The 21,189-nt window shown below is 27.7% G+C and carries 18 protein-coding genes; 3 read left to right on the forward strand and 15 right to left on the reverse strand.

Annotated elements, in window-relative coordinates:
• Window positions 1-914, reverse strand: a 914-nt coding sequence (locus tag BM027_RS05330; RefSeq protein ID WP_278320204.1) for a pyruvate formate lyase family protein, incomplete at its 3' end; no start/stop codon positions are given.
• A gap of 698 nt (window positions 915-1,612) precedes the next feature.
• On the opposite strand from BM027_RS05330, the gene BM027_RS05335 reads away from it, so the two are divergent.
• On the forward strand, window positions 1,613-2,995 hold the full coding sequence (locus BM027_RS05335; RefSeq protein WP_090089454.1) for a DUF2334 domain-containing protein: 1,383 nt from the start codon (window positions 1,613-1,615) through the stop codon (window positions 2,993-2,995).
• Window positions 2,996-3,046: 51 nt separating this feature from the next.
• On the opposite strand, the gene pyrE is transcribed toward BM027_RS05335, so the two are convergent.
• The 13 genes from pyrE to BM027_RS05400 all read right to left on the reverse strand — a co-directional run bounded on the left by pyrE (window position 3,047) and on the right by BM027_RS05400 (window position 17,455).
• The gene (pyrE, locus tag BM027_RS05340) at window positions 3,047-3,721 is read right to left on the reverse strand and encodes an orotate phosphoribosyltransferase (RefSeq protein ID WP_090089455.1); all 675 of its coding nucleotides are present in this window, start codon (window positions 3,719-3,721) and stop codon (window positions 3,047-3,049) included.
• Window positions 3,722-3,754: 33 nt separating this feature from the next.
• Entirely contained in the window at window positions 3,755-4,651 is an 897-nt protein-coding gene (locus BM027_RS05345; RefSeq protein ID WP_090089456.1) for a dihydroorotate dehydrogenase, read from the reverse strand.
• A gap of 24 nt (window positions 4,652-4,675) precedes the next feature.
• Window positions 4,676-5,419 (reverse strand): dihydroorotate dehydrogenase electron transfer subunit, encoded by a 744-nt coding sequence (locus tag BM027_RS05350; RefSeq protein WP_090089457.1) that lies wholly within the window; start codon window positions 5,417-5,419, stop codon window positions 4,676-4,678.
• Window positions 5,420-5,551: 132 nt separating this feature from the next.
• Window positions 5,552-6,424: an orotidine-5'-phosphate decarboxylase gene (gene pyrF, locus BM027_RS05355; protein WP_090089458.1), complete on the reverse strand. Its 873-nt coding sequence runs from the start codon at window positions 6,422-6,424 to the stop codon at window positions 5,552-5,554.
• A gap of 249 nt (window positions 6,425-6,673) precedes the next feature.
• Entirely contained in the window at window positions 6,674-7,876 is a 1,203-nt protein-coding gene (locus BM027_RS05360) for a dihydroorotase (RefSeq protein WP_090089459.1), read from the reverse strand.
• A gap of 23 nt (window positions 7,877-7,899) precedes the next feature.
• Window positions 7,900-8,331, reverse strand: coding sequence for an aspartate carbamoyltransferase regulatory subunit (locus BM027_RS05365; protein ID WP_090089460.1), 432 nt, complete (start codon window positions 8,329-8,331; stop codon window positions 7,900-7,902).
• The gene (gene pyrB / locus BM027_RS05370) at window positions 8,332-9,255 is read right to left on the reverse strand and encodes an aspartate carbamoyltransferase (RefSeq protein ID WP_090089461.1); all 924 of its coding nucleotides are present in this window, start codon (window positions 9,253-9,255) and stop codon (window positions 8,332-8,334) included.
• A gap of 370 nt (window positions 9,256-9,625) precedes the next feature.
• Window positions 9,626-10,405 carry a serine hydrolase gene (locus tag BM027_RS05375; RefSeq protein WP_090089462.1) on the reverse strand — a complete coding sequence of 260 codons (780 nt, stop codon included), beginning with the start codon at window positions 10,403-10,405 and terminating at the stop codon, window positions 9,626-9,628.
• Window positions 10,406-10,503: 98 nt separating this feature from the next.
• Complete coding sequence (locus tag BM027_RS05380) at window positions 10,504-11,601, reverse strand: 6-phosphofructokinase (RefSeq protein ID WP_090089463.1); 1,098 nt, start codon at window positions 11,599-11,601, stop codon at window positions 10,504-10,506.
• 919 nt (window positions 11,602-12,520) lie between these two features.
• Window positions 12,521-13,372 (reverse strand): undecaprenyl-diphosphate phosphatase, encoded by an 852-nt coding sequence (locus BM027_RS05385; RefSeq protein ID WP_090089464.1) that lies wholly within the window; start codon window positions 13,370-13,372, stop codon window positions 12,521-12,523.
• 65 nt (window positions 13,373-13,437) lie between these two features.
• Window positions 13,438-14,571, reverse strand: coding sequence for a hypothetical protein (locus BM027_RS05390; protein ID WP_090089465.1), 1,134 nt, complete (start codon window positions 14,569-14,571; stop codon window positions 13,438-13,440).
• A 105-nt stretch (window positions 14,572-14,676) separates the two neighbouring features.
• Window positions 14,677-15,654: a type I phosphomannose isomerase catalytic subunit gene (locus BM027_RS05395; RefSeq protein WP_090089466.1), complete on the reverse strand. Its 978-nt coding sequence runs from the start codon at window positions 15,652-15,654 to the stop codon at window positions 14,677-14,679.
• Window positions 15,655-15,664: 10 nt separating this feature from the next.
• Window positions 15,665-17,455 (reverse strand): tetratricopeptide repeat protein, encoded by a 1,791-nt coding sequence (locus tag BM027_RS05400; RefSeq protein WP_090089467.1) that lies wholly within the window; start codon window positions 17,453-17,455, stop codon window positions 15,665-15,667.
• 435 nt (window positions 17,456-17,890) lie between these two features.
• Here BM027_RS05400 and BM027_RS05405 point away from each other — a divergent pair, with 435 nt between their 5' ends.
• Entirely contained in the window at window positions 17,891-19,249 is a 1,359-nt protein-coding gene (locus BM027_RS05405) for a Mur ligase family protein (RefSeq protein WP_090089468.1), read from the forward strand.
• A 17-nt stretch (window positions 19,250-19,266) separates the two neighbouring features.
• A complete protein-coding gene (locus BM027_RS05410; RefSeq protein WP_090089469.1) occupies window positions 19,267-20,007 on the forward strand; it encodes a type 1 glutamine amidotransferase in 741 nt (246 codons plus the stop codon).
• Window positions 20,008-20,317: 310 nt separating this feature from the next.
• Here BM027_RS05410 and BM027_RS05415 read toward each other — a convergent pair whose 3' ends face one another.
• Window positions 20,318-21,064, reverse strand: a complete 747-nt coding sequence (locus BM027_RS05415) for a polysaccharide deacetylase family protein (protein WP_090089470.1) — start codon at window positions 21,062-21,064, stop codon at window positions 20,318-20,320.
• Window positions 21,065-21,189: the final 125 nt, after the last annotated feature.

The following is a 21,189-nucleotide window of genomic DNA, read 5'->3' on the forward strand; positions in this document are numbered from 1 at the left end:
TGCCTAACTAATCTTAATTTGATTATAAGTTGATCCACCATTTCTTGAGCTTCTTTTTCTGTTATTAATCCGGATTCTAAATCTCTTTCAATATATATATCAAGGAATGTTGAAGTTCTTCCAAATGATGTAGCCGCTCCATTATTTTCCTTAATACCAGCTAGGTATCCAAGATATAAGCCTTGTACTGCTTCTACTGCTGTTGCAGCTGGTTTTGAAATATCACAACCATATTTAGATGCCATAGACTTTATAGCTGCTAATGCTCTAATTTGTTCATTAACTTCTTCTCTTTTTCTTATAAGTTCATCAAGCATGTCTCCTTGCAAACTCTCAAGATCTTTCTTCTTTTCTTCTATTAAATAATCTACACCATAAAGTGCAATTCTTCTATAATCACCTATTATTCTTCCCCTACCATAGGCATCTGGAAGCCCTGTTAAAAGTCCTGCTGTTCTTGCAAGTCTTATTTCCTTTGTATAACCATCAAAAACTCCTTGATTATGAGTTTTTCTATATTGTGAAAAATATTTTTCTATGTTTTCATCTAATTTATATCCATATTGTTCTAGTGAAGTTTCAACCATTCTCATTCCACCAAATGGATTTACAATTCTTTTAAGTGGAGCATCTGTTTGAAGTCCAACTATAACTTCATTATCTTTATCTATGTATCCTGGTTCATAATTATCTATTCCTGAAACTATATCAGCTGCAACACCAATAATTCCTTTTTTAACTTCTTCAACTATTAATGCATGTGCTTTTTCCCATACTTTATTTGTTTTTTCTGTTGTACTCTCTAGGAAATTTGAATTACCTTCATATAATTTATAATTCTTTTGTATAAAGTTTCTTACATCTATTCCTTCTTGCCAAGTTCCACTTTTAAAACCTTCCCATTGTTTAATCATCTTTTTTCCTCCTTTATACTCGTCCCATTAGAAAGACTTTGTTAAATCTTTCTCAATCTTATTTTAATATAAATAAATCAAAATGAAAAGACTTTTTTTTCGATTTTTTAGAAAATATCTTTATATTGCTTTATATTTCTTTATATACCAAAATTTTATTGTTATTTCTCTTATATACTATCTATACTTCTTTAATTCAAGTAATCTCTTTGAAACTTTGTTAATTTTTTCTCAATTAATAATTTTTTTATATGAATTATATAGATAATTTAGGGGTTTATTATTGATATTTTTTATCAATTGATCTAAAATTTCATTGTTTTATAACCACTTAACAAGTACATTTTAATTTTGTCTTCTATATCATATTTATGAAGTTTTATATGTTCATAATAGTTTAGTTAAATATTACAAATACTAATATATATACTTATAATAGTTTAACTATGTATCAAAAAGGTTTATATTAGTATTTGCTATTTTAAAAATTATATTAATAAATTACAGTGATGCATATTATCTTTAATTGGTGATATATCAGCAATTAAAGACTTTATACAAATTTTTTTCTATATATTTAATATATATTTAATATATTCTTTCTAGCATATATTGTATTTTTTTGATATTATGGAAATAGTTCATTTATATAATTTAGCATAAATGATAATTTTTATTTTAACTTAAAGGAGAAACAGATGAGAAAGATTACAAAAAAAATAAAATTTTCTTTTCTAATTTTATTTATTTTATTAGGAACATGTGGTATTATTTGTTATTATACCTTTTTTCAAAATACCTTAACTATTATAAATAATACTATATATTCTAACTTATTACCTACTAACACATTTAAAAGTACATATACTCCAAAAATCAAATTTGGAAATATGCCAATAACAGACATATCAAAGATTAGCGATGTAACTTTAAACATTCTAGATGAAACTAATATTAAGAATACTCCTATGCTACTAAAAGCACAAAGATATTATATACCTCTTAACTTTATATGTAGCAAGCTTAAGTATAATTTTAATGACTCAAATGGCTCACTAATAGTAAACAATGAAAGTCACACAATTTCATTAACTCAAGATACTTACACAAAAGATTCTATCAATGGTTCTTTACGTGGAAACTTAATAAATTATAACGGAGATTATTATATAGGAATATCTGATATAGAAAAGCTGTTTGGACTTACTGCAGTATTTGACTTTGAAAGTAAGCATATAAGCCTACTTCCTAATAATGTACAACAGCCTAAAGCATCTTCAATTATATATAGTAGAAAAATTGCTTTACTTAGATTTGAAGATTTCACAAATGGAGATTCCATGGCTGTAGATAAAAATCAAGTTAAGGTAAAATGTATGGCTGATCTTCTTTATTCTAACGGTATAAAGTTTCATGTTGGTTGGATTCCTAGATTTAAAGCTCCACTAGATAACATTGATAATAACCTATTAGAAAATGATTCTATAGCAAATGTTGGTTTTGTAAACTTATTAGATTACTTAATTAATAAAGGAGCTGAAATGGGACTTCATGGTTATACTCATCAATCTGGTACTGATAGAAGTGCAGCTGGTGAAGAGCTTTCTAAAGATACAAACAATACTGTTGAAGCTACTAAAAATGTAATTGAAAATGGTATAGATGTCGCAAGTGCTTTAAATATTCCTTGTACATTTTATGAAAGTCCCCATTATAGAGACACCAAATTACAACAAAGTATAATTGAAGAATATTTCCAATTTGTATATGAACCATTTGATAACTCAAAAAAGAATATTTATAAAACCAACACTAACAATTTATATGTGCCTACCCCTTTAGGTTTTGTGGAGAATTCAGATATGTCTTCTATAATTAATGGGCTTAAAACTTATGACCCAGAAAAGCTACATAGTTTTTTCTATCATCCATCTATAGAAATAGACTATATCAACTTTAATACAGATAATAATAAGCTGAATGTTCAGTATGATGAAAATTCACCATTAAATAAAATGTCACAATCTATTAAAGAAAATAATTATACAACTGTTCATATTGATGAACTAATAAATAAATAGTATATTAATAAAGTGCACTACCTCAAGGGTAGTGCACTTTAAATTTAACTTTTATTTAGCTCCATATTGTTTATAGTAATCATCAATTCTTCCTTTAATCTCATCATTAATAATTATATTTCCATTAATTTCTCTATTGTATAAATATTCTATAACTTCAGCCATAGTTACTATGGCACAAGTCTTAAATCCAAATTTTTCTCTTATTTCAACTAATGCTGATTGTTCGCCTTGACCTCTTTCCATTCTGTCTACTGATATTATAAGTCCTTTAACATTAACATCTGCTTGACTCTTTAATATTGGCATTGTCTCATAAATTGAAGTTCCTGCTGTTGTAACATCTTCAACTATTAATACCCTGTCTCCATCTGTTAATTTACTTCCTAAAAGAATTCCTTTGTCTCCATGGTCTTTTACTTCTTTTCTGTTTGAACAATATTTAACATCAATATTAAATGTATTTGAAAGAGCTATAGCTGTTGTAACTCCTAGTGGAATTCCTTTATACGCAGGTCCAAATAATACATCGTAATCTTTGTCAAAATGTTCTTTTATAGCCTCAGCATAAAATTCTCCTAATCTACTTAATTGACTTCCTGTTTGATAATTTCCTGTATTTACAAAGAAAGGTGTATTCCTTCCACTCTTAGTTACGAAGTCTCCAAAAGTTAAAACTCCGCACTCTATCATAAATTTAATAAATTCTTTTTTATATGTTTGCATTATTCTTCCTCCAACATTCATTATATTTTCAATTTAAATTATACCCACAATATCATTTATATCTTTAATTCCTTGTTCTTTTAAAAATCTTTCCATGTCTTCAATGATTTCTTTTCCAGCCATGGGATTTACGAAATTAATAGTACCTATTTGAATTGCACTAGCTCCAGCCATCATAAATTCAATGGCATCTTTTCCATTTGATATTCCTCCAAGTCCTATTACCGGAATATCAACTGCTTGTGCTACTTCATAAACCATTCTAAGTGCAATTGGTTTTACTGCTGGACCTGAAAGTCCTGCTGTTACATTGTTGAATATAGGTTTTCTTTTATATATGTCAATTGCCATTCCCTTTAATGTATTTATAAGAGAAATAGAATCTGCTCCTGCCTCTTGACACTTTAAAGCCATATCTACTATGTCTTCTGCATTTGGCGATAATTTAACCATTAATGGCTTATTAGTTAGTCCTTTAATTTCTTTAACTACTTCATAAGCTACATTTGATTTAATTCCAAAGGCCATTCCCCCATGCTTTACATTAGGACAAGATATATTAAGTTCAATCATATCAACATTTGTATCATTAATTTTAGTCACAGCTGCTATATAATCTTCTAAACATCCCCCACCAATGTTTGCTATAACATTAGTTCCAAATCTTTTCATATGTGGCAGTTCATTATGTATGAAGCCTTCTATTCCTGGATTTTGTAATCCTACTGAATTCATCATTCCTGAAGGTGTTTCAACTACTCTAATACCTTCATTTCCTTGCTTCGGATTAATTGTAAGTCCTTTAGAAGATATACCTCCAAGGATTCCAACATCGTAAAAATTATTAAATTCTTCACCAAAACCAAAGGTTCCTGATGCAGCAATTACAGGATTTTTAAATTCCACGTTATTAATATTTACTTTTAACATATTATTTTTCCTCCTCTGGTTTTATTATAATTCTACATAATATCCATCAAATACTGGACCATCTTTACAAGTTCGCTTATGTCCATCCTTTGTTTTACAAGTACATACTAAACAAGCACCAACTCCACATGCCATATGTTTTTCCATTGACACATATATACTAACATTCTTTTCCTTGCACATTTCTACAACCTTTTTCATCATAACCTCAGGTCCACAACACAAAACCGTATCATACTCTTCCACATTTAAAAGCTCTGTAATAAATCCTTTATGTCCATGCTTCCCTGTATTAGTAGATACATTTACTTTATTTACATACTTATTAAAATCATCTACTAAATAAACATCGTCTCTAAAACCTGCATATAAATCAATTTTTTGATTTTTATTTTTAGTTCTTAGTCTCTTTGCAAGTTCAAACATAGGTGCAGTACCTATACCACCTGAAACCAATGCAACTTTTCCATAATCTTTTTTTAAATCGAATCCATTTCCTAAAGGTCCTGTTAAGCTTATTTCATCATTTTCTCTAAGCTTTGTGAATTCTTTTGTTCCAGTTCCTACTACTGCATATAAAAATGTTAGTTTGTTTTCAGATTTTTCACATATGCTTATTGGTCTTGGAAGAAATGTTTGCCCATTAACCTTTAACATGTAAAATTGGCCCGCATTTATTTCACTTTCATCTTCTACAACTAATTTATATATATCCTTTGAAATTTCTTCATTTGAAACTACTTTTGCATCTCTATAAGATATAGCCATACTTTCCCTCCTATGTTATCTTTAAATAATTTTGTATTTCTAAAGCTAGATGTTAATCTTTTTATAACACAATACCCTCAATACCCTATTAATAAGGCATCCTACCTCTTCTATCTAAACTTTTTAAATCAACTATGCTCTCTTTACTGCCTCTCTAATTGCATCTCTCATCTTTATAACTTCTTCTCTAGCACATAAAGAAAATTCCTTTGCCCTATTTTCCTTTTTATAAGCAAGTAGTATTCCTCTTGAAGAATTAACTACTCCGCCATTTCCATTATTTAAATATAATGCAACATCTTCTGCCTTACCACCTTGTGCACCATATCCTGGTATCAAGAAAAACATCGAGTTATAATTTGCTCTTATTTTCTTTCCTTCTTCAACATGAGTACATCCTATAACTCCACCAATTGCAGTATATCCACATTCCCCTATATAATCTTCTCCCATTTCTGTTATCTTATCTGCTACTACTTCATAAACCTTTTTATTAAATGTAGTATCTAAATATTCAATATCTTCAGCACCTTTATTAGAAGTTCTAACTAAACTAAATACTCCCTTATTCCCGCTTTCTAAATAAGGTAAATATGGCTCTATACTATCCATACCCATATATGGACTTAATGTAATAAAATCTGCTTCAAAATCTCCTTGAAAATGGGCTTTGGCATACATCTTTGCAGTTGCTGCTATATCCCCTCTTTTTATATCTGCTATTATAATTTGATCTTTTTTTCTTAAATAATCTAAAGTTCTTTTATATGCAGTTAGTCCTTCTAATCCTAGTGCTTCATAGTAAGCTATTTGGACTTTAAAACACGCAGCGATATCACATGTTGAATCTATGATTTCTTTGTTAAATTGAAATATTGCCTCTGCAGGAGTTCTTCCTTCTCTTATGTGCTCCGGAACATATTCTAATGCTGTATCTAGTCCTACACAAACTACTCCTCTTTTTTCAACTCGTTCATATAATTTATCAATTATGTAACTTCTCATTTTAAAATCCTCCTAATTTTTTATGTATTTCAAATGCATAAAGCATTGATACTAATATACGATAAGAATCTTTAACTAGTTATTTACTTTACAATGCCTCAGGCATTTTCAAATAAATAACTAGTCAGTCTTCTTGTCTTTTTTGTACTATACTGCGTCAGTAAATGCAGCTAATAACAGTAGTATTAACTGCCTTCACTTCCTTGTCTAGTTCAAAAAATTCTAAGAATCTTTAACTAGTTATTTACTTTACAATGCCTTATATAAAATTCTTCCACCTTTTATTGTTGCGAGTATTTCCCCATAATATTCCATACCTTCAAAAGGTGTATTCCTTCCTTTAGATGCAAATTTTTCTGAATCTATTTTTATCTTTTTATCTATGTCTACTAATACCAAATCTCCCTCTACTCCTATGCTAATCTTTCCTTTATTCATCCCTAAAAGTTTAGCAGGATTATATGACATAAGCTTGCTTAAATCATTTAAAGAAATGATATTATCTTTAACTAACGTCGAGTAACATATTGAAAAAGCTGTTTCTATTCCTACCATTCCTGGAGATCCCTTTGCTTTTTCCTCTAATGTATGAGGTGCATGATCTGTTCCTATTGTATCAATCATTCCCATTTTAATAGCACTTAAAATTGCTTCTACATCTTCTTTTTCTCTTATTGGTGGATTAACTCTATAATTATTTATGTCATTTGTTAATGCAATATGATGAGGAGTTACCTCTAGTGTTACATTTACTCCTTTTCTTTTTGCATTAATAATACATTCAAGAGCTTCGATTGTACTAACATGACACATATGAAGATGTGCTCCTGTTATCCTTGCAAGTTCAATATCTCTTAAAGTCATCATATTTTCAGCTATTCTCATATCTACTTTTGAGAATTCAGAGCTTTCTGCATGTGACATTAAAACCCAATTATTTTCTTTTGCTATTTTCATAGCATCCATCATTATATTAGAATTAGAAACTCCAACTCCATCATCTGAAATAGCTTTAACTTCATTATCATCTTTAAGCTCCTCTAAATGACTTAAAGTTTTTCCATCAAAATTTTTTGTTACTGAAGGACATTGATGTATGTCTATTAAATTTAACTCTTTAGATTTATTTCTTACATAGTCTAACACTTCTGTAGAAGAACATATGGGATTAGTATTTGCCATCAAGCAAACACCTGTATATCCTCCTCTAAGTGCTGCTCTAGAACCAGTTTCTAAATCTTCTTTCCATGTAAGTCCTGGATCCCTAAAATGTGCATGAGTATCAATAAATGCTGGCATTAAAGTTTTACCTTTGCAATCAAAAATTTCAACATTTTCTTTTACTATTATTTCCTTAGAAATTTCATTTATTACTCCATCTTTAATATAAATATCTCCAATAAAGTCTTGGCTTACATCTACAACTCTTGCATTTTTAATTAAAAGCTCCATTTTAGTCACCCCTTTTAACAATTTTAAACTTCAGATAGTTTAGTTATTTCATCACAATATTCACATCTATATGTTCCCTTTTCTTTACTAACTAATACAAATGAATGAGGAACATATTTTTCTGTTTCTGTTATACATCTTGGGTTTTTACATTTTAAAATATTTGTAACCTTATTAGGTAATGTAGGTTTTATTTTCCCAATAATTTTTTCATTCTTTACTTCATCAATGGTTATACAAGGAGAAAGTAATCCTAAAATTGTGTAATCTAGTTCTTTACAATTTTCTATTTTTATTATGTCTTTTTTCCCAAGCTTTTTGCTTTCAGCATTTATAATTAGTGCAACACTATAATCGCTTTTATCTAGGCCTAAATAATTAAATATTTTAATTCCCATACCAGCCTCAATATGGTCTATTACTAATCCATTTTTAATGCTTGTAATTTCTAACATCTACACCACCCCCAAAAGTTTAGCCATTAATGCCATTCTAGCATACATCCCATATTCAGCTTGCTTAAAATATGCAGCTCTTTTATCATTATCTATTTCACATGCAATTTCATTTACTCTTGGTAGTGGATGCATTACTATCATATCATTCTTAGCTATAGAAATTTTTTCTTTATTTAATATATAACTATCTCTTAATCTTAAATATTCTTCTTCATTAAAAAATCTTTCTTTTTGAATTCTTGTCATATATAATATATCAAGTTCTCCTATTACATCATCTAGTCTCTCCACTTCAACAAATTCAATGTTGTTTTTCTCTAAAACCTCTTCCCGTATATATTTAGGAATGCTTAATTCTTTAGGAGAGATGAGCACAAATTTATTTCCTTCATATCTTGACATTGCTTTTATCAAAGAATGAACAGTTCTACCGAATTTCAGATCTCCACATATTCCAATAGTATGATTATTTAAACCTTTTTTTAATATCTCTATTGTTAATAAGTCAGTTAAGGTTTGAGTTGGATGTTGATGTCCTCCATCTCCTGCATTAACAATTGGAACACTTGAATAAATACTAGCTACTTTGGCAGCGCCTTCTTCAGGATGCCTCATTGCTATAATATCAGTGTATATTGATACCATTTTAATTGTATCTGATAATGTTTCACCTTTTGATGCTGATGATGAATTTGGTTCTGAAAAACCAAGAATTTTACCACCAAGTCTCATCATTGCTGCTTCAAAACTAAATCTAGTTCTTGTACTTGGTTCATAAAATAATGTTGCTAGTATTTTCCCATCACATACATGAGAAAATTTTTCTGGACATGAAATAATTTGACGTGATAATTCGAAAATTTCTTTTAATTCTTCTACTGTAAAATCCATAGGATCTATTAAATGTTTGCCTTTTATCATTATGATATCACTCCTTTTTAACCGTTAATAAAAACTTATAAAAAGTTATAATTAACGCTACCAAAAATATTTTTTAGGTAGCACCACACCTTATAGCTTACAACTAACATGCTGGCATTATATCCAGCAAATTTACTCTTAAATTAAGTAATTTTTAATTTAAATTAATATTGTCTATAAAAATACTTATTCAAATTAATTCTTAATTAAGATATAATTAGCTATATAAAAAGCCTTCCTTATTAAAAAGGAAGGCGCAATAAACCCTAAAATATGGTATTATATAACTTCCTTGTTGATCTCTCTGGATCAAATTAAAGGCTATTCTGTTTGTAAGGATACCATTTATTTTGTACTATGTCAATAAAAACTAATCCCAATTATTACATACCTCATCCCACATCATTTTTCCACTCTTTGCTAAAGTTACAGTTCCATATACACTATTAGGAATAGCCATTGAAAGAATTGTAAATACGAAATCACCTTTTGAAAGTTGAATCAGAGCTGTATCATTCTCTACTCCAGTTTTATCACCAGTCTTACTAGAAATCTCATATTTTAAGTCATCTGGGATGTATAATGCTAATTTATTTTTTATTTGTTGTCTTCTAAGTATATCTATAAGCATAGTACTATTTTTTTCACTTAAAAATGTAGCTTCGTGTAAATGTTTCCATATGTGAGATAAATCTAAAGCGCTTGTAATATTTTCAATACCCTTACTTGCACTTCTCTCATCAGATGTTTTTCTATTTAAATGAGTGTTTTTTAATCCTTGAGCTTTTATATCTTCATTTATGACATCCATTCCAACTATATCTATTAATTTATTAGCAGCAGTATTATCACTTTGGATTAGCATAGCTACTAATAATTCAAATATTGTATATTCTCTATCATCAAATTCATGTAATATTCCTGTTCCATATACCTTATCTTCTTGATGAATTTTTACCTTGTCTAAAAAAGAAATCTTTTCTTTCTCAACAGCCTTTATTACAGACACAGCTATAGGAAGTTTCATACATCCAGCAGCAACCGTTTGAACATTTTCATTATACCCATAAGAAAATCCACTATTTAAATCTTCAAAGAAAAATCCATAGGTTCCAATTCTTGATTCTAAATATCTTTTTATTCCTTTCACAATACCCACCAGCTTTCTAAAAAATCCATTTGATTCTTACTAGTTATAGTATACCACTAATTAAAAATTTATAGCATAATATAGTAATATTATTTTATTTAATCTGCAAAACATACTCCTATTTTCTTTGCTATCTTAACGAGTTCCCCATTTTTATCTACCAATTTATTATTTCCTATAACATTTTCTAAATTATCATAAGTAATTTCATTTCCTTTTAAACAAACCATAGTTCCAAACTTACCTTGTTTTATAAGATCCACAGCTGCTACTCCATATCTTGTTGACAGTATTCTATCAAATGTACATGTATTTCCCCCTCTTTGAAGGTGTCCAAGTACTGTACATCTAACTTCTTGATCTTTAATAATATTCTCAAGATCTGCTGCTAGCTTATTTCCAACTCCACCAAGTCTAATTGGATCAGGACTATCCGCTACAATTTTAGATACTATAACTTTTCCATCTTTTGCTTTTGCACCCTCTGCCACAACAATAATTGTAAATAAATTTCCTTCTTGTTTTCTTTTATTAATTTTATCAACAATTCTATTTATATCATATGGAATTTCAGGTAACAAAATAATATCAGCAGAACCAGCTATTCCTGATTCTAATGCTATAAATCCTGCATTTCTTCCCATAACTTCAAGAATCATAATTCTATGATGAGACTGTGCTGTTGTGGTTAATCTATCTAAAGCTTCTGTTGCAATATCTATTGCTGTATTAAATCCAAATGTTGTATCAGTAGATCCTAAATCATTATCAATGGTCTTTGGTACTCCTATAATATTAACTCCTTTTCTTGAAAAATCTCTTGCTGAAGTTAAAGTTCCATCTCCACCAATTACTACTAAAGCATCAACACCTTCTTTTTTCATATTCTGAACTGCTATATCTGAAACATCTTTTTTAATCATTTGACCATTTTCTTCTACTTGGTAATCAAATAAATTATCTTTATTTGAGCTAAATAAGATTGTTCCACCTTTAGGTAAAAGATCTGCTACACTATTTAATGTTAAAGACATAAAATCATTATTATATAATCCTCTATAACCAAACTTATAACCAATTACGTCATAACCATAATTTAATATTGCAGATTTTGTCACAGCTCTAATAGTTGCGTTTAGTCCGGGGCAATCTCCACCTCCAGTTAACAATGCTATTCTCTTAATCTCTTTTTGCATTTAAAACTCCCCCTCTACTGTAAGTCATTTTTGTCACTATATATAAAACAAACTATGTTCATTCTACATATTTCCGAAATACCTTATTTAGTTTTTATAGCTTTACTTTAGTATATTTTAAAAAAAAATTAGAATTTCCTTTTCTTTACTTTAATAATATCACAAAGTTTAAATTCTGAAAAGTCTTAATTTTCAGTGAATTAAACTATTATATATGTTCCAATTGACAATTTACAATGTAGAATAAATTTTTCTGTATTTTTTTTAGCAATTCAGTAATTCAAATGCATAAACTTAATTAGAACATATATATTTAAGACATAATAAAAAAATCGTCAAGGCGACTGCGGAGCCGTCGATTTTTTTTACGCATCTGCCTTTTCGAACGTATGTGAGAAAAATCTAGCAGGCGAATATATTTTCTTTTTATTCTTTAGTTTTTATTTCTTAGGCATATTAAAGAAAATAACAACTCAAAGATACGACGTATATTTTGTATGATGGCAAGGAGATAAACTCATCTCATAGCAGACTATGGAATGAGTTTACCTAGGCATGAGTAGAGAACCAAAAGTGAGAATCGAAATTTTATATTTCGTTCTTCGAACTTTCACACCGTGCAATCTATGATTTTGTGTGAATCACTTACTCAGCGAGTGTATATGAGTCGAGCTTCCTTATGACGCAAAATAGACTAGCTGACTTACTTGTTATTTATTTTAATGTGCCTTAACCTTTAAACAAAAATATAATCTGCGTTATCCACAACTTCTTTCATAATATAATTTTCTAAAGAATAAAAAACCAAGCTAAGAATATTCATATATTTCAATAAATATTCTTAGCTTGGTAAATACAATACATCATTAAATTTATTTGACTATGCACACTTATTTTTTTTGAATATGTGTAAAGTCTATTATACTATTACAATTCCTTTAAATATAAGTATACCAAAAATTATTCCGGCTATTAATCTATATATTGCAAATATCCTCATAGGTTTTTTCTTTAAGTAACTTATGAATCCTTCCATAACCACTAGTGATACTAAAAATGCTACAACAAATCCAACTATTAATGATATAATTGTAGTTAGATTCATTAAAGAATAGTCAAACGATAGTAAATCTAATCCTGATGATCCAACCATTGCTGGTATTGCTAGAAAAAATGAAAATTCTGCTGCAATTGATGTTGATAGACCTGAAACCCAACCACCCATAATTGTAGATGCACTTCTAGACATTCCTGGCCACATGGCTAAACATTGAAATACTCCTATTTTAAGAGATTGAATTACTGTTATCTTATCTATATCTCTTACTGCACGTTTATTTTTTCTAAACATATTTTCAATTACAATTAATAATATACCACCTACTATAAATCCAATAACAACAGCTTTGGCGTTAAATAGTGTCTTTATCTTCTTATGAAAAGCTAATCCTATTATAAGTGCTGGAATAGATCCATATATAACATTCATTCCAAATCTAAATCCGACTTCGCCTTTTTTACCTTTTGTAAATATATAAGCAAAAAAATCAATAACACTATCTCTTATCTTTTGCCAATATAAAACTACAACTGCAAGTATTGCTCCAAGTTGTATTACTACTTCAAACATCTTAACAAATTCACCTTGAAATCCAATTAGGTTTGAAACTAATATCATATGTCCTGTTGATGATACAGGAACAAATTCAGTCAATCCTTCAACTATTGCTACAACAATCGCCTTAATTATGAATAAAAAATCTATTACCATTAATTATCACTCTCTTTCTTATATCTTTACTGTCTAATTATAATATATATTATTAGTACATATTCTTAATTTTTCCTTACAATTATGTTACCTATTGAATTTATTCCATCCACTGATAAATCTATACTTGTTTCTCCTTTTTTCAGTTCTATTTCCTTATATTTATTAACTTCTTCATATCCGTTACCATTAACATTTAAATAATAATTGCCCATGATTTTTCCATCCTTAAATGCTCCTACAATCATAGAAATCCCATCTGTTTCAGGTTTCTTTGCTTGCTTAGCATTAGTTACTTCAGCTAAATCACTTTTCTTCATTAAAATTATATATGCCTTTTTATCTGTTCCTATACTATTATTTGTGGGGTTTTTTTCAAATATCGAAGTTTCTTCTGTAAAAATAGTCGGTGGTGCAAATCTATCTTTATATTTAATTTCTAATGCTTTTTTATCTTTTATGTATGTTATAAAACTATTACTTTTAGAACCTGTTATTGTATTATCTATCTCTATGCTATATGAATCTAAGTATTTTTTTATATTTTTTTTATACTCCTTACCCTTTGTTTTACCTATGTATGACAATTCATTAATATCTTTTGTTAAAACTTCAATTGCTGATAATGTATTATATCCATCTGTAAAATATCCCTTATCTAAAAAATCTATCATAACCCACTTTTTACTTTGAGTACTCCAATATTCAACTACATAATAATCTGATTTACTATCATTAATTGCATCTTTTTTTCTAAAAACTCCAATTCTACTTGTTATTCCACTTGCAGTTAGTAAATCCTTCTCTATAACTGCCATATTATTTGCAGAAACCTTTTTACTACTTCCTTTTTCTTTTAAAATATCATATCCGCTTCTAAAATTTAAATCTGCTACATCATCATATTGTATTATACTATTTACAATATCAATAGTTTTTAGCACCTTATTAAATTCATCATTTTCTTGACCTACCATTTCACTAACCTTATAAGTTGAATCTAATAATTGAATTTTTTTATTATTAATATTCTCATAAAAAAAAGCAATATTATTTTCATTATAGTAGTTATTCCAATTTACAACCTCAATTTCTTTATTCGGTGGTTTGCTATTAGAAAAATGTAAACTAAACAAAATAGCACCAATCAAAAAAACTAAAACTACCTTGATATTTTTTTTAATCCCTCTATTCTTCATATTTTCATCTCCCCTAGTATAAATAAATTAGCATACTGAATTGCTATTTTTTAATATACCTAAATAAGGAGGCAACTTCTTTTAGTTACCCCCTCATTTATATTACTATTTGATAACATTTTTTAATATATCTGTTTGCTCTTCTTCTATATTGGGAACATAACTTTTTAATAAAGTAAAATCACCTATTAATTCATAGTTACCTAAGCTTGCTGGAATTAAAATACTATCACCAAGATTTAGTTTTTCTTCTCCTTGATCATATCTAATTGATCCATTTCCTTCTACACAAGTAAATAAATAAAATCTATTTTCATCACTTTTTTCTTTTACACATGTTTTAATTTTATATTTTTGTATTGTAAAATACTTACCTAAACAAAGATATGTCTTATCATATGCTTCAGTTTTCACTAAAATCCCTTCAGAATTTTCACCTTTAAGAGAAAAATCAATTACATCTAGTGCCTTTTCAACATGTAGTTCTCTACCTCTATTATAATCATAAACTCTATATGTTGTATCACTACTTTGTTGAATTTCTGCAATTATAACGCCTTCACATATAGCATGAACTAATCCACTTTGCACATAAAAGAAATCTCCTTTTTTAACAGGGATTTTATTTAAATATTTATCCAAATCCCCTTCGTCTATTGCCTTCTTAAATTTTTCTTTGTCACAATCTTTTGTTCCAACAATCAAACATGAATTTTCTTCTGCACTTACTACATACCAAGCTTCTGTTTTTCCTGAGTCTTTTTCTACTCTACTTGCATATTCATCATCTGGATGTACTTGTACTGAAAGTTTATCTTGTGCATTTATTAATTTAATTAAAAGTGGAAACTCTGAATCTTTAATTTCTTTTCCAAGAATCTCATCCCTATATAATTTTATTATTTGATCAAATGATTTTCCTTTTAATTCTCCATTGGCTACTATTCCAGTACCATTTTTATGGCAAGCAATATCCCAACTTTCACCTATAATTCCTTCAGGCATATTATTTCTAAAAGCCCCTAAATCTCTACCGCCCCATATTCTATCATAATACATGTTTTTAAATTTTATTGGATACATATTATCACTCCTACTGAACTAATTTAAATTGTGAAACTGTTAAAGTTGTTTTATCACTTTTATTATGATTCTTTAACCTATTATAATTATCTGTTATTATTTCTTTTGTCTTATTATCTGTTTTATCGTTAATTCCTTCATAAGCTGATTTAAAATTAGCCATAGCTCTATCAACATCACCTTCAACAGATATATAATAACAACCTGCATTATTTAATGTTAATATATCATTCTTATCAATTCCATAAGAAGATCTTATTGCTTTTATAGCTTCTTCATTTTTTCCTTTATTTAAATAAATTTCTCCTAACTTCCTATAATATTTTGCACTCTTATTATCTAATTTTATGCTTTTATTTAATAGTTCTACTGCTTTATCTTCTCTTTGATTATTAAGATTAATTAACGCCATATTATAATATGCTTCTGCATCATTTGGATTTATTTGTGATGCCATATTATAATATTCTAATGCTTTATTAGAATCCTTTATTATATTGGAATAATATCCTGCAATTTTAGTCATAGTTGTAGAATTAAAGAGTTCCTTATATAATGCAGTCCTAAAATATGGTTCTGCACTGTCTCCCTTTTCCTTCTTTCCATTCTTATCTTCCGCTCCATTAACTTCTTTTATATTAGTTTGTTTGACAATAATATCAGCTATTAAGCTATAACTATTTGAATAATCTCTATTTATCAATATGCTCTTTTTACAATATGTAAGTGCATCTTTATAGTCTTCTATTTTATAATCATATAATGATGCAATATAACATTCTATAAAAGACTCAGGATTATTACTTACAATTTCTTTTAGTGTTTTTTTAGCCTCTTCTTCTTTACCCATATTTTCATATGCTTTATATTGAATAAGATCTATGTTTATTTTGCCAACATCCTTGTTTTCTATATTCTTAATTATTTCTTCACTTTTTTGAGCATACTCTTTATTCATTGAATATACCTTTGCCATCCACATTTTATATACACATTCATCAGGATTTTTCTTCTCAAGTTCTGAAACTCTTTTTATAAACTCATTCTTATTATAAGATGCTATTTGCTCTACAACATCAAACACCATTATTTCATCTTTATCCTTGTCCCATGCATCCTTTAAAAGTTTTAAACCATTATTCCAATTATCAACTAACATATTCATCCTAGCTAAAATTGCTAAATCACTTGAGCTTATATCTTGCATTGGATAATTATCTATTATCTTCTTAGCTTTTTCTTTATCATTATTTGTCATATAAATTGTAAACATTGTTTTTAATAAATTCTTATCTTCTGGATAATCTTTTAAAAATAATTCTCCATATTCTAGTGCCTTTTTAGATTCACCATTCATAAAATAAGTAAAAACTATGTAATTTATTAATTCCTTGTCTTGTTCCTTTAAATCTTGTTTGTTTTTACTATCTATTGCTTTATTTCTAGCTTCATATACCTTGCTAAGTATTTCATTTGATTTGACATAATCTCCTTTAACTGAGTAAATTTCTGCAATTTTCATATTTGAAAAAGGCCAGCTTGTCTCTTTTTGTATTTTTTGATATTCTTCAATAGCTGACTCATAGTTTTTATTATAAAAAGCCTCTTCTGCTATATTAGTTGCAATTGTTACTGTTTTATTACTTGACATAGATGACTTTGTAACAAGTATAATTCCCATAGCTACTGTCAATGATAAAGCTATCGTTATTATAGAACTTAAATACTTATGTGTCTTACAAATATCTTTATATTTATTAGATATTCTTTGTAGAAAAGAATTTTTCTTTGTCTTTTCCATAGGTACACCCCTTACATTTTTCTATTACGTTTACACTCTGTTTTATATTTTAACAAACCTTTATATAAAAATCTACATTTAATGTTATATTAACACAATTCATGTTAAATGTTAGACATATTCAAAAAAATAATAGATCAATATGCCTGTATATTTGACTATTTATTTTCTTTCACATGCCTTATTGGGTTCATTAAAAATTTATGATATACTTATACAAGATTTTATTCTTAATTAAGGCATATTCTAAAGAAATAAACATTCAGTATGCTAGTCTATTTTGTGTCATACTATGTCGGTATGTTCACATAATAGATAATCCATACCTACTTGCATAATGCCACATATACATCGCATTTTTGACTTGTTATTTCCTTTTATATGCTGATGTAGTGAAATCTTATATAAATAAAACATAAAAAATTTGATTAGGTGGTGACTAAAATAAGTATTAAATCTATTTTAAGTATACTTTTTGCAAAAATTACTGAATTTCTTTCAAAACACATTTTAAAGGGTGGAAGTAATTTTCCTGGGAAAGTAGCTTTAAAAGTTGATAAGACAATCTTAAAAGTGGTTAGTGCTGGATACAAAGTAATACTAGTGACTGGAACTAACGGAAAGACAACAACAACAAGTATGATTTCAAACATACTAAAGGAAAAGGGATTTAATGTTATCACTAATAACACAGGTGCTAATTTATATCCTGGTATTACTGCTTGTTTTATATCAAACTATAAGTTTTTAAAAAAAACTCAAGATAGTTATGCTGTAATTGAAGTTGATGAAGCTAATGTTAAGTTCATTACAGAATATATTACTCCTGAAATAATAACTATCACAAATTTATTTAGAGATCAACTAGATAGATATGGTGAAGTTTATACTACTTTAAATAAAATCTTAGAAGGAATAGTTAAAGTCCCAACTTCTAAATTAATTTTAAATGGAGATGAATCATTACTTGGTAAATTGAACCTTGATAATCCAGTATCATATTATGGATTTAACGTACCTATCACAGAAAATTCTTCTGTTGATTTAAATGCAGATTCAAAGTTTTGCAAAATTTGTAAGGCACGTTATTCATATAATTTTGTAACTTATAATCATTTAGGGGATTTTTATTGCAGTGAATGTGGTTATAAAAGACCAGAATTATCTTATGCTGTAAATAAAATTTTTGATTTGACACCAGAAAGTTCTTCTGTGCTAATTAATAATACTGAAGTATTGGTTAGTCAATCAGGTGCTTATAATATTTATAATGCTTTGTGTGCATATGCAATTTCAAAAGAACTTGGTGTAGAAGACAAGATAATTAAAAATTCTCTTCAAAATCAAAGTTCAAGCTTTGGTAGACAAGAACAAATACAAATAGAAAATAAGCGTATACAAATAATTTTAGTTAAGAATCCAGCTGGTTATAATCAAGCTTTGGATACACTTTGTCTTAATAAAAATGAGTTTTCAGCAGCCTTTTTATTAAATGATAATTATGCTGATGGAAGAGATGTTTCATGGATATGGGATGTTGATTTTGAAAAAATATCATCACTTCCAATTCAAAGCATCTTTGTTTCTGGAATAAGAATGTATGATATGGCCGTAAGATTAAAAATAGCTGGCCTTGATAAAAATAAGTTTATACTTGAAGAGGATTATGATAAATTAACTGAACAAATAAAAAATAGTTCTTGTTCGAAATTATATATTCTTGCAACTTACACAGCTATGATAAATTATAGAAAATACCTTCATTCAAAAGGTTACATTGATAAATTATGGTAATTAAAGGGGGTACTAACTTGGAATTAACTATTTGTCACTTATACCCAGATTTATTAAACGTATATGGAGATATAGGAAATGTACTAATTTTAAAACATAGAGCAGAAACTAGAGGTATTAAAGTAAATATAATTAATTCATCTTTAAATGATGTTTTAAATAAGGATGAAATAGACATCCTCTTCTTTGGAGGTGGACAGGATTATGAACAATCTATTGTTTCAGAGGATTTAAATGAAATAAAAAAGGAAGCATTAACTAATTATATTGAAGAAGGTAAGGTTCTCCTTGCTATATGTGGTGGATATCAGTTGTTAGGTAAATACTATACTGCCCCAAATGGAGAAAAGATTACTGGACTTGGTATATTAGATATATATACTGAAGGTGGAGATACTAGGTTTATTGGAAATACTGTGATATATAATGAAACATTTGATGAAACGTATGTTGGGTTTGAAAATCATTCTGGTAGAACATATATAAATAATAATACTCCACTTGGCAAATGTATTCATGGATATGGAAATAACGGAGAAGATGGATATGAAGGATGTGTATATAAAAATACTTTTGGTTCTTATTTTCATGGATCATTTTTATCTAAAAATCCAGAATTTGCTGATAAACTTTTAAGTTTATCATTAGAAAAAAAATATGGTGAAAAATTAACTTTAGATACTTTAGATGATACATTTGAGGTAAATGCTAAACAAACAATTCAAGATAGATTAAAGAAGGTATTAGAAAGAAAATAATAGACCATAAATTCTTATTATATTTAGTGTTAGACTGGAAGATTAAGATTAACACTCTAAGTTAATTTTAATCTTCTAAGGAATCTTTAAATAAATAACTAGTCAATATATTCTTGTTTTTTTGAACTATACTGAATAAGCAAAGGTAATTAATAACAGCAATATTAACTGAATTCACTTCCTTATCTAGTTCAAAAGTCCTAAGAATCTTTGACTAGTTATTTATTTTGTAATGCCTAATCTTAGCCAAAATATATACGGATAATGGTTTGTTATTTTCTTTTTAATACCTAAGTAAATTATCTTTCTCTTACTTATTTAAAACATGTCTATCAATTAAATATTGTATTTCCCAATCTTCAATTTCATCAAATGTTTTAAATTCATATCCTAGTGTCTTATATTTATCAATAATATCTTGAAGTGCTTTTGATGTTGTAGTCTTATTTTCTAAATCATGCATTAAAACTACTTCTATTTTATGCATTCCAGCTTGTTTATTAATATTTTTTTCTATATTTTCTGTTGTAACTAGTTTAGAACAAGCATCTCCAGAATCTACACTCCAATCTATATAATTTATTCCTTCATTTTTCAACTCAGTTTTTATATTATATAGAACATCGGAACTACATACATGATTATCTGATCCTCCGGGCATTCTTATGAATTTATACTGTCTGTTTTTTCCCGTTATATTATTTATAATATTAGTGCATTCTTTTAAATCGTTAATATAATATTCTGTTGATGAATATAGTTGACTATAATGATGATTATTACAATGAGGTATTATACCCATATTAAAATTATCTAAATCTTTAATAGTTTGCTTATATTTTAATGCATTAGATCCAACAACACAAAAAGTAGCCTTCACGTTATTTTGATTTAAAATACTTATTATATTTTCTGTATTATTAGGTGAAGGACCATCATCAAATGTTAAGTAAACAATTTTTCTTTGTAGATTTGGAGTTGCATTAGCATTAAATGTATTAAATACCATAAAAAAGGTAATAATAGTTAATATTAAAAATTTTATATGCTTTTTCATAAAATTTCACCTCTTTTCAAATTCATTATATATAGTTTGTTCAAAAAGCTACCAATATATATTAGTAATTTAGGGTAAATCTCAAAATTTATGTTTTTTTAAATAAATATATCTGTTATTAAGAA

The sequence above is a fragment of the Clostridium uliginosum genome, assembly GCF_900112485.1.
Classification (GTDB): domain Bacteria; phylum Bacillota; class Clostridia; order Clostridiales; family Clostridiaceae; genus Clostridium; species Clostridium uliginosum.

Excerpts from the sequence above, each read along its gene's own strand:
- BM027_RS05335 (WP_090089454.1), top strand. The coding sequence starts at position 1,613 with ATGAGAAAGATTACAAAAAAAATAAAATTTTCTTTTCTAATTTTATTT.
- pyrE (WP_090089455.1), bottom strand. The coding sequence starts at position 3,721 with ATGCAAACATATAAAAAAGAATTTATTAAATTTATGATAGAGTGCGGA.
- BM027_RS05345 (WP_090089456.1), bottom strand. The coding sequence starts at position 4,651 with ATGTTAAAAGTAAATATTAATAACGTGGAATTTAAAAATCCTGTAATT.
- BM027_RS05350 (WP_090089457.1), bottom strand. The coding sequence starts at position 5,419 with ATGGCTATATCTTATAGAGATGCAAAAGTAGTTTCAAATGAAGAAATT.
- pyrF (WP_090089458.1), bottom strand. The coding sequence starts at position 6,424 with ATGAGAAGTTACATAATTGATAAATTATATGAACGAGTTGAAAAAAGA.
- BM027_RS05360 (WP_090089459.1), bottom strand. The coding sequence starts at position 7,876 with ATGGAGCTTTTAATTAAAAATGCAAGAGTTGTAGATGTAAGCCAAGAC.
- BM027_RS05365 (WP_090089460.1), bottom strand. The coding sequence starts at position 8,331 with ATGTTAGAAATTACAAGCATTAAAAATGGATTAGTAATAGACCATATT.
- pyrB (WP_090089461.1), bottom strand. The coding sequence starts at position 9,255 with ATGATAAAAGGCAAACATTTAATAGATCCTATGGATTTTACAGTAGAA.
- BM027_RS05380 (WP_090089463.1), bottom strand. The coding sequence starts at position 11,601 with ATGCAAAAAGAGATTAAGAGAATAGCATTGTTAACTGGAGGTGGAGAT.
- BM027_RS05385 (WP_090089464.1), bottom strand. The coding sequence starts at position 13,372 with ATGGTAATAGATTTTTTATTCATAATTAAGGCGATTGTTGTAGCAATA.
- BM027_RS05390 (WP_090089465.1), bottom strand. The coding sequence starts at position 14,571 with ATGAAGAATAGAGGGATTAAAAAAAATATCAAGGTAGTTTTAGTTTTT.
- BM027_RS05395 (WP_090089466.1), bottom strand. The coding sequence starts at position 15,654 with ATGTATCCAATAAAATTTAAAAACATGTATTATGATAGAATATGGGGC.
- BM027_RS05400 (WP_090089467.1), bottom strand. The coding sequence starts at position 17,455 with ATGGAAAAGACAAAGAAAAATTCTTTTCTACAAAGAATATCTAATAAA.
- BM027_RS05415 (WP_090089470.1), bottom strand. The coding sequence starts at position 21,064 with ATGAAAAAGCATATAAAATTTTTAATATTAACTATTATTACCTTTTTT.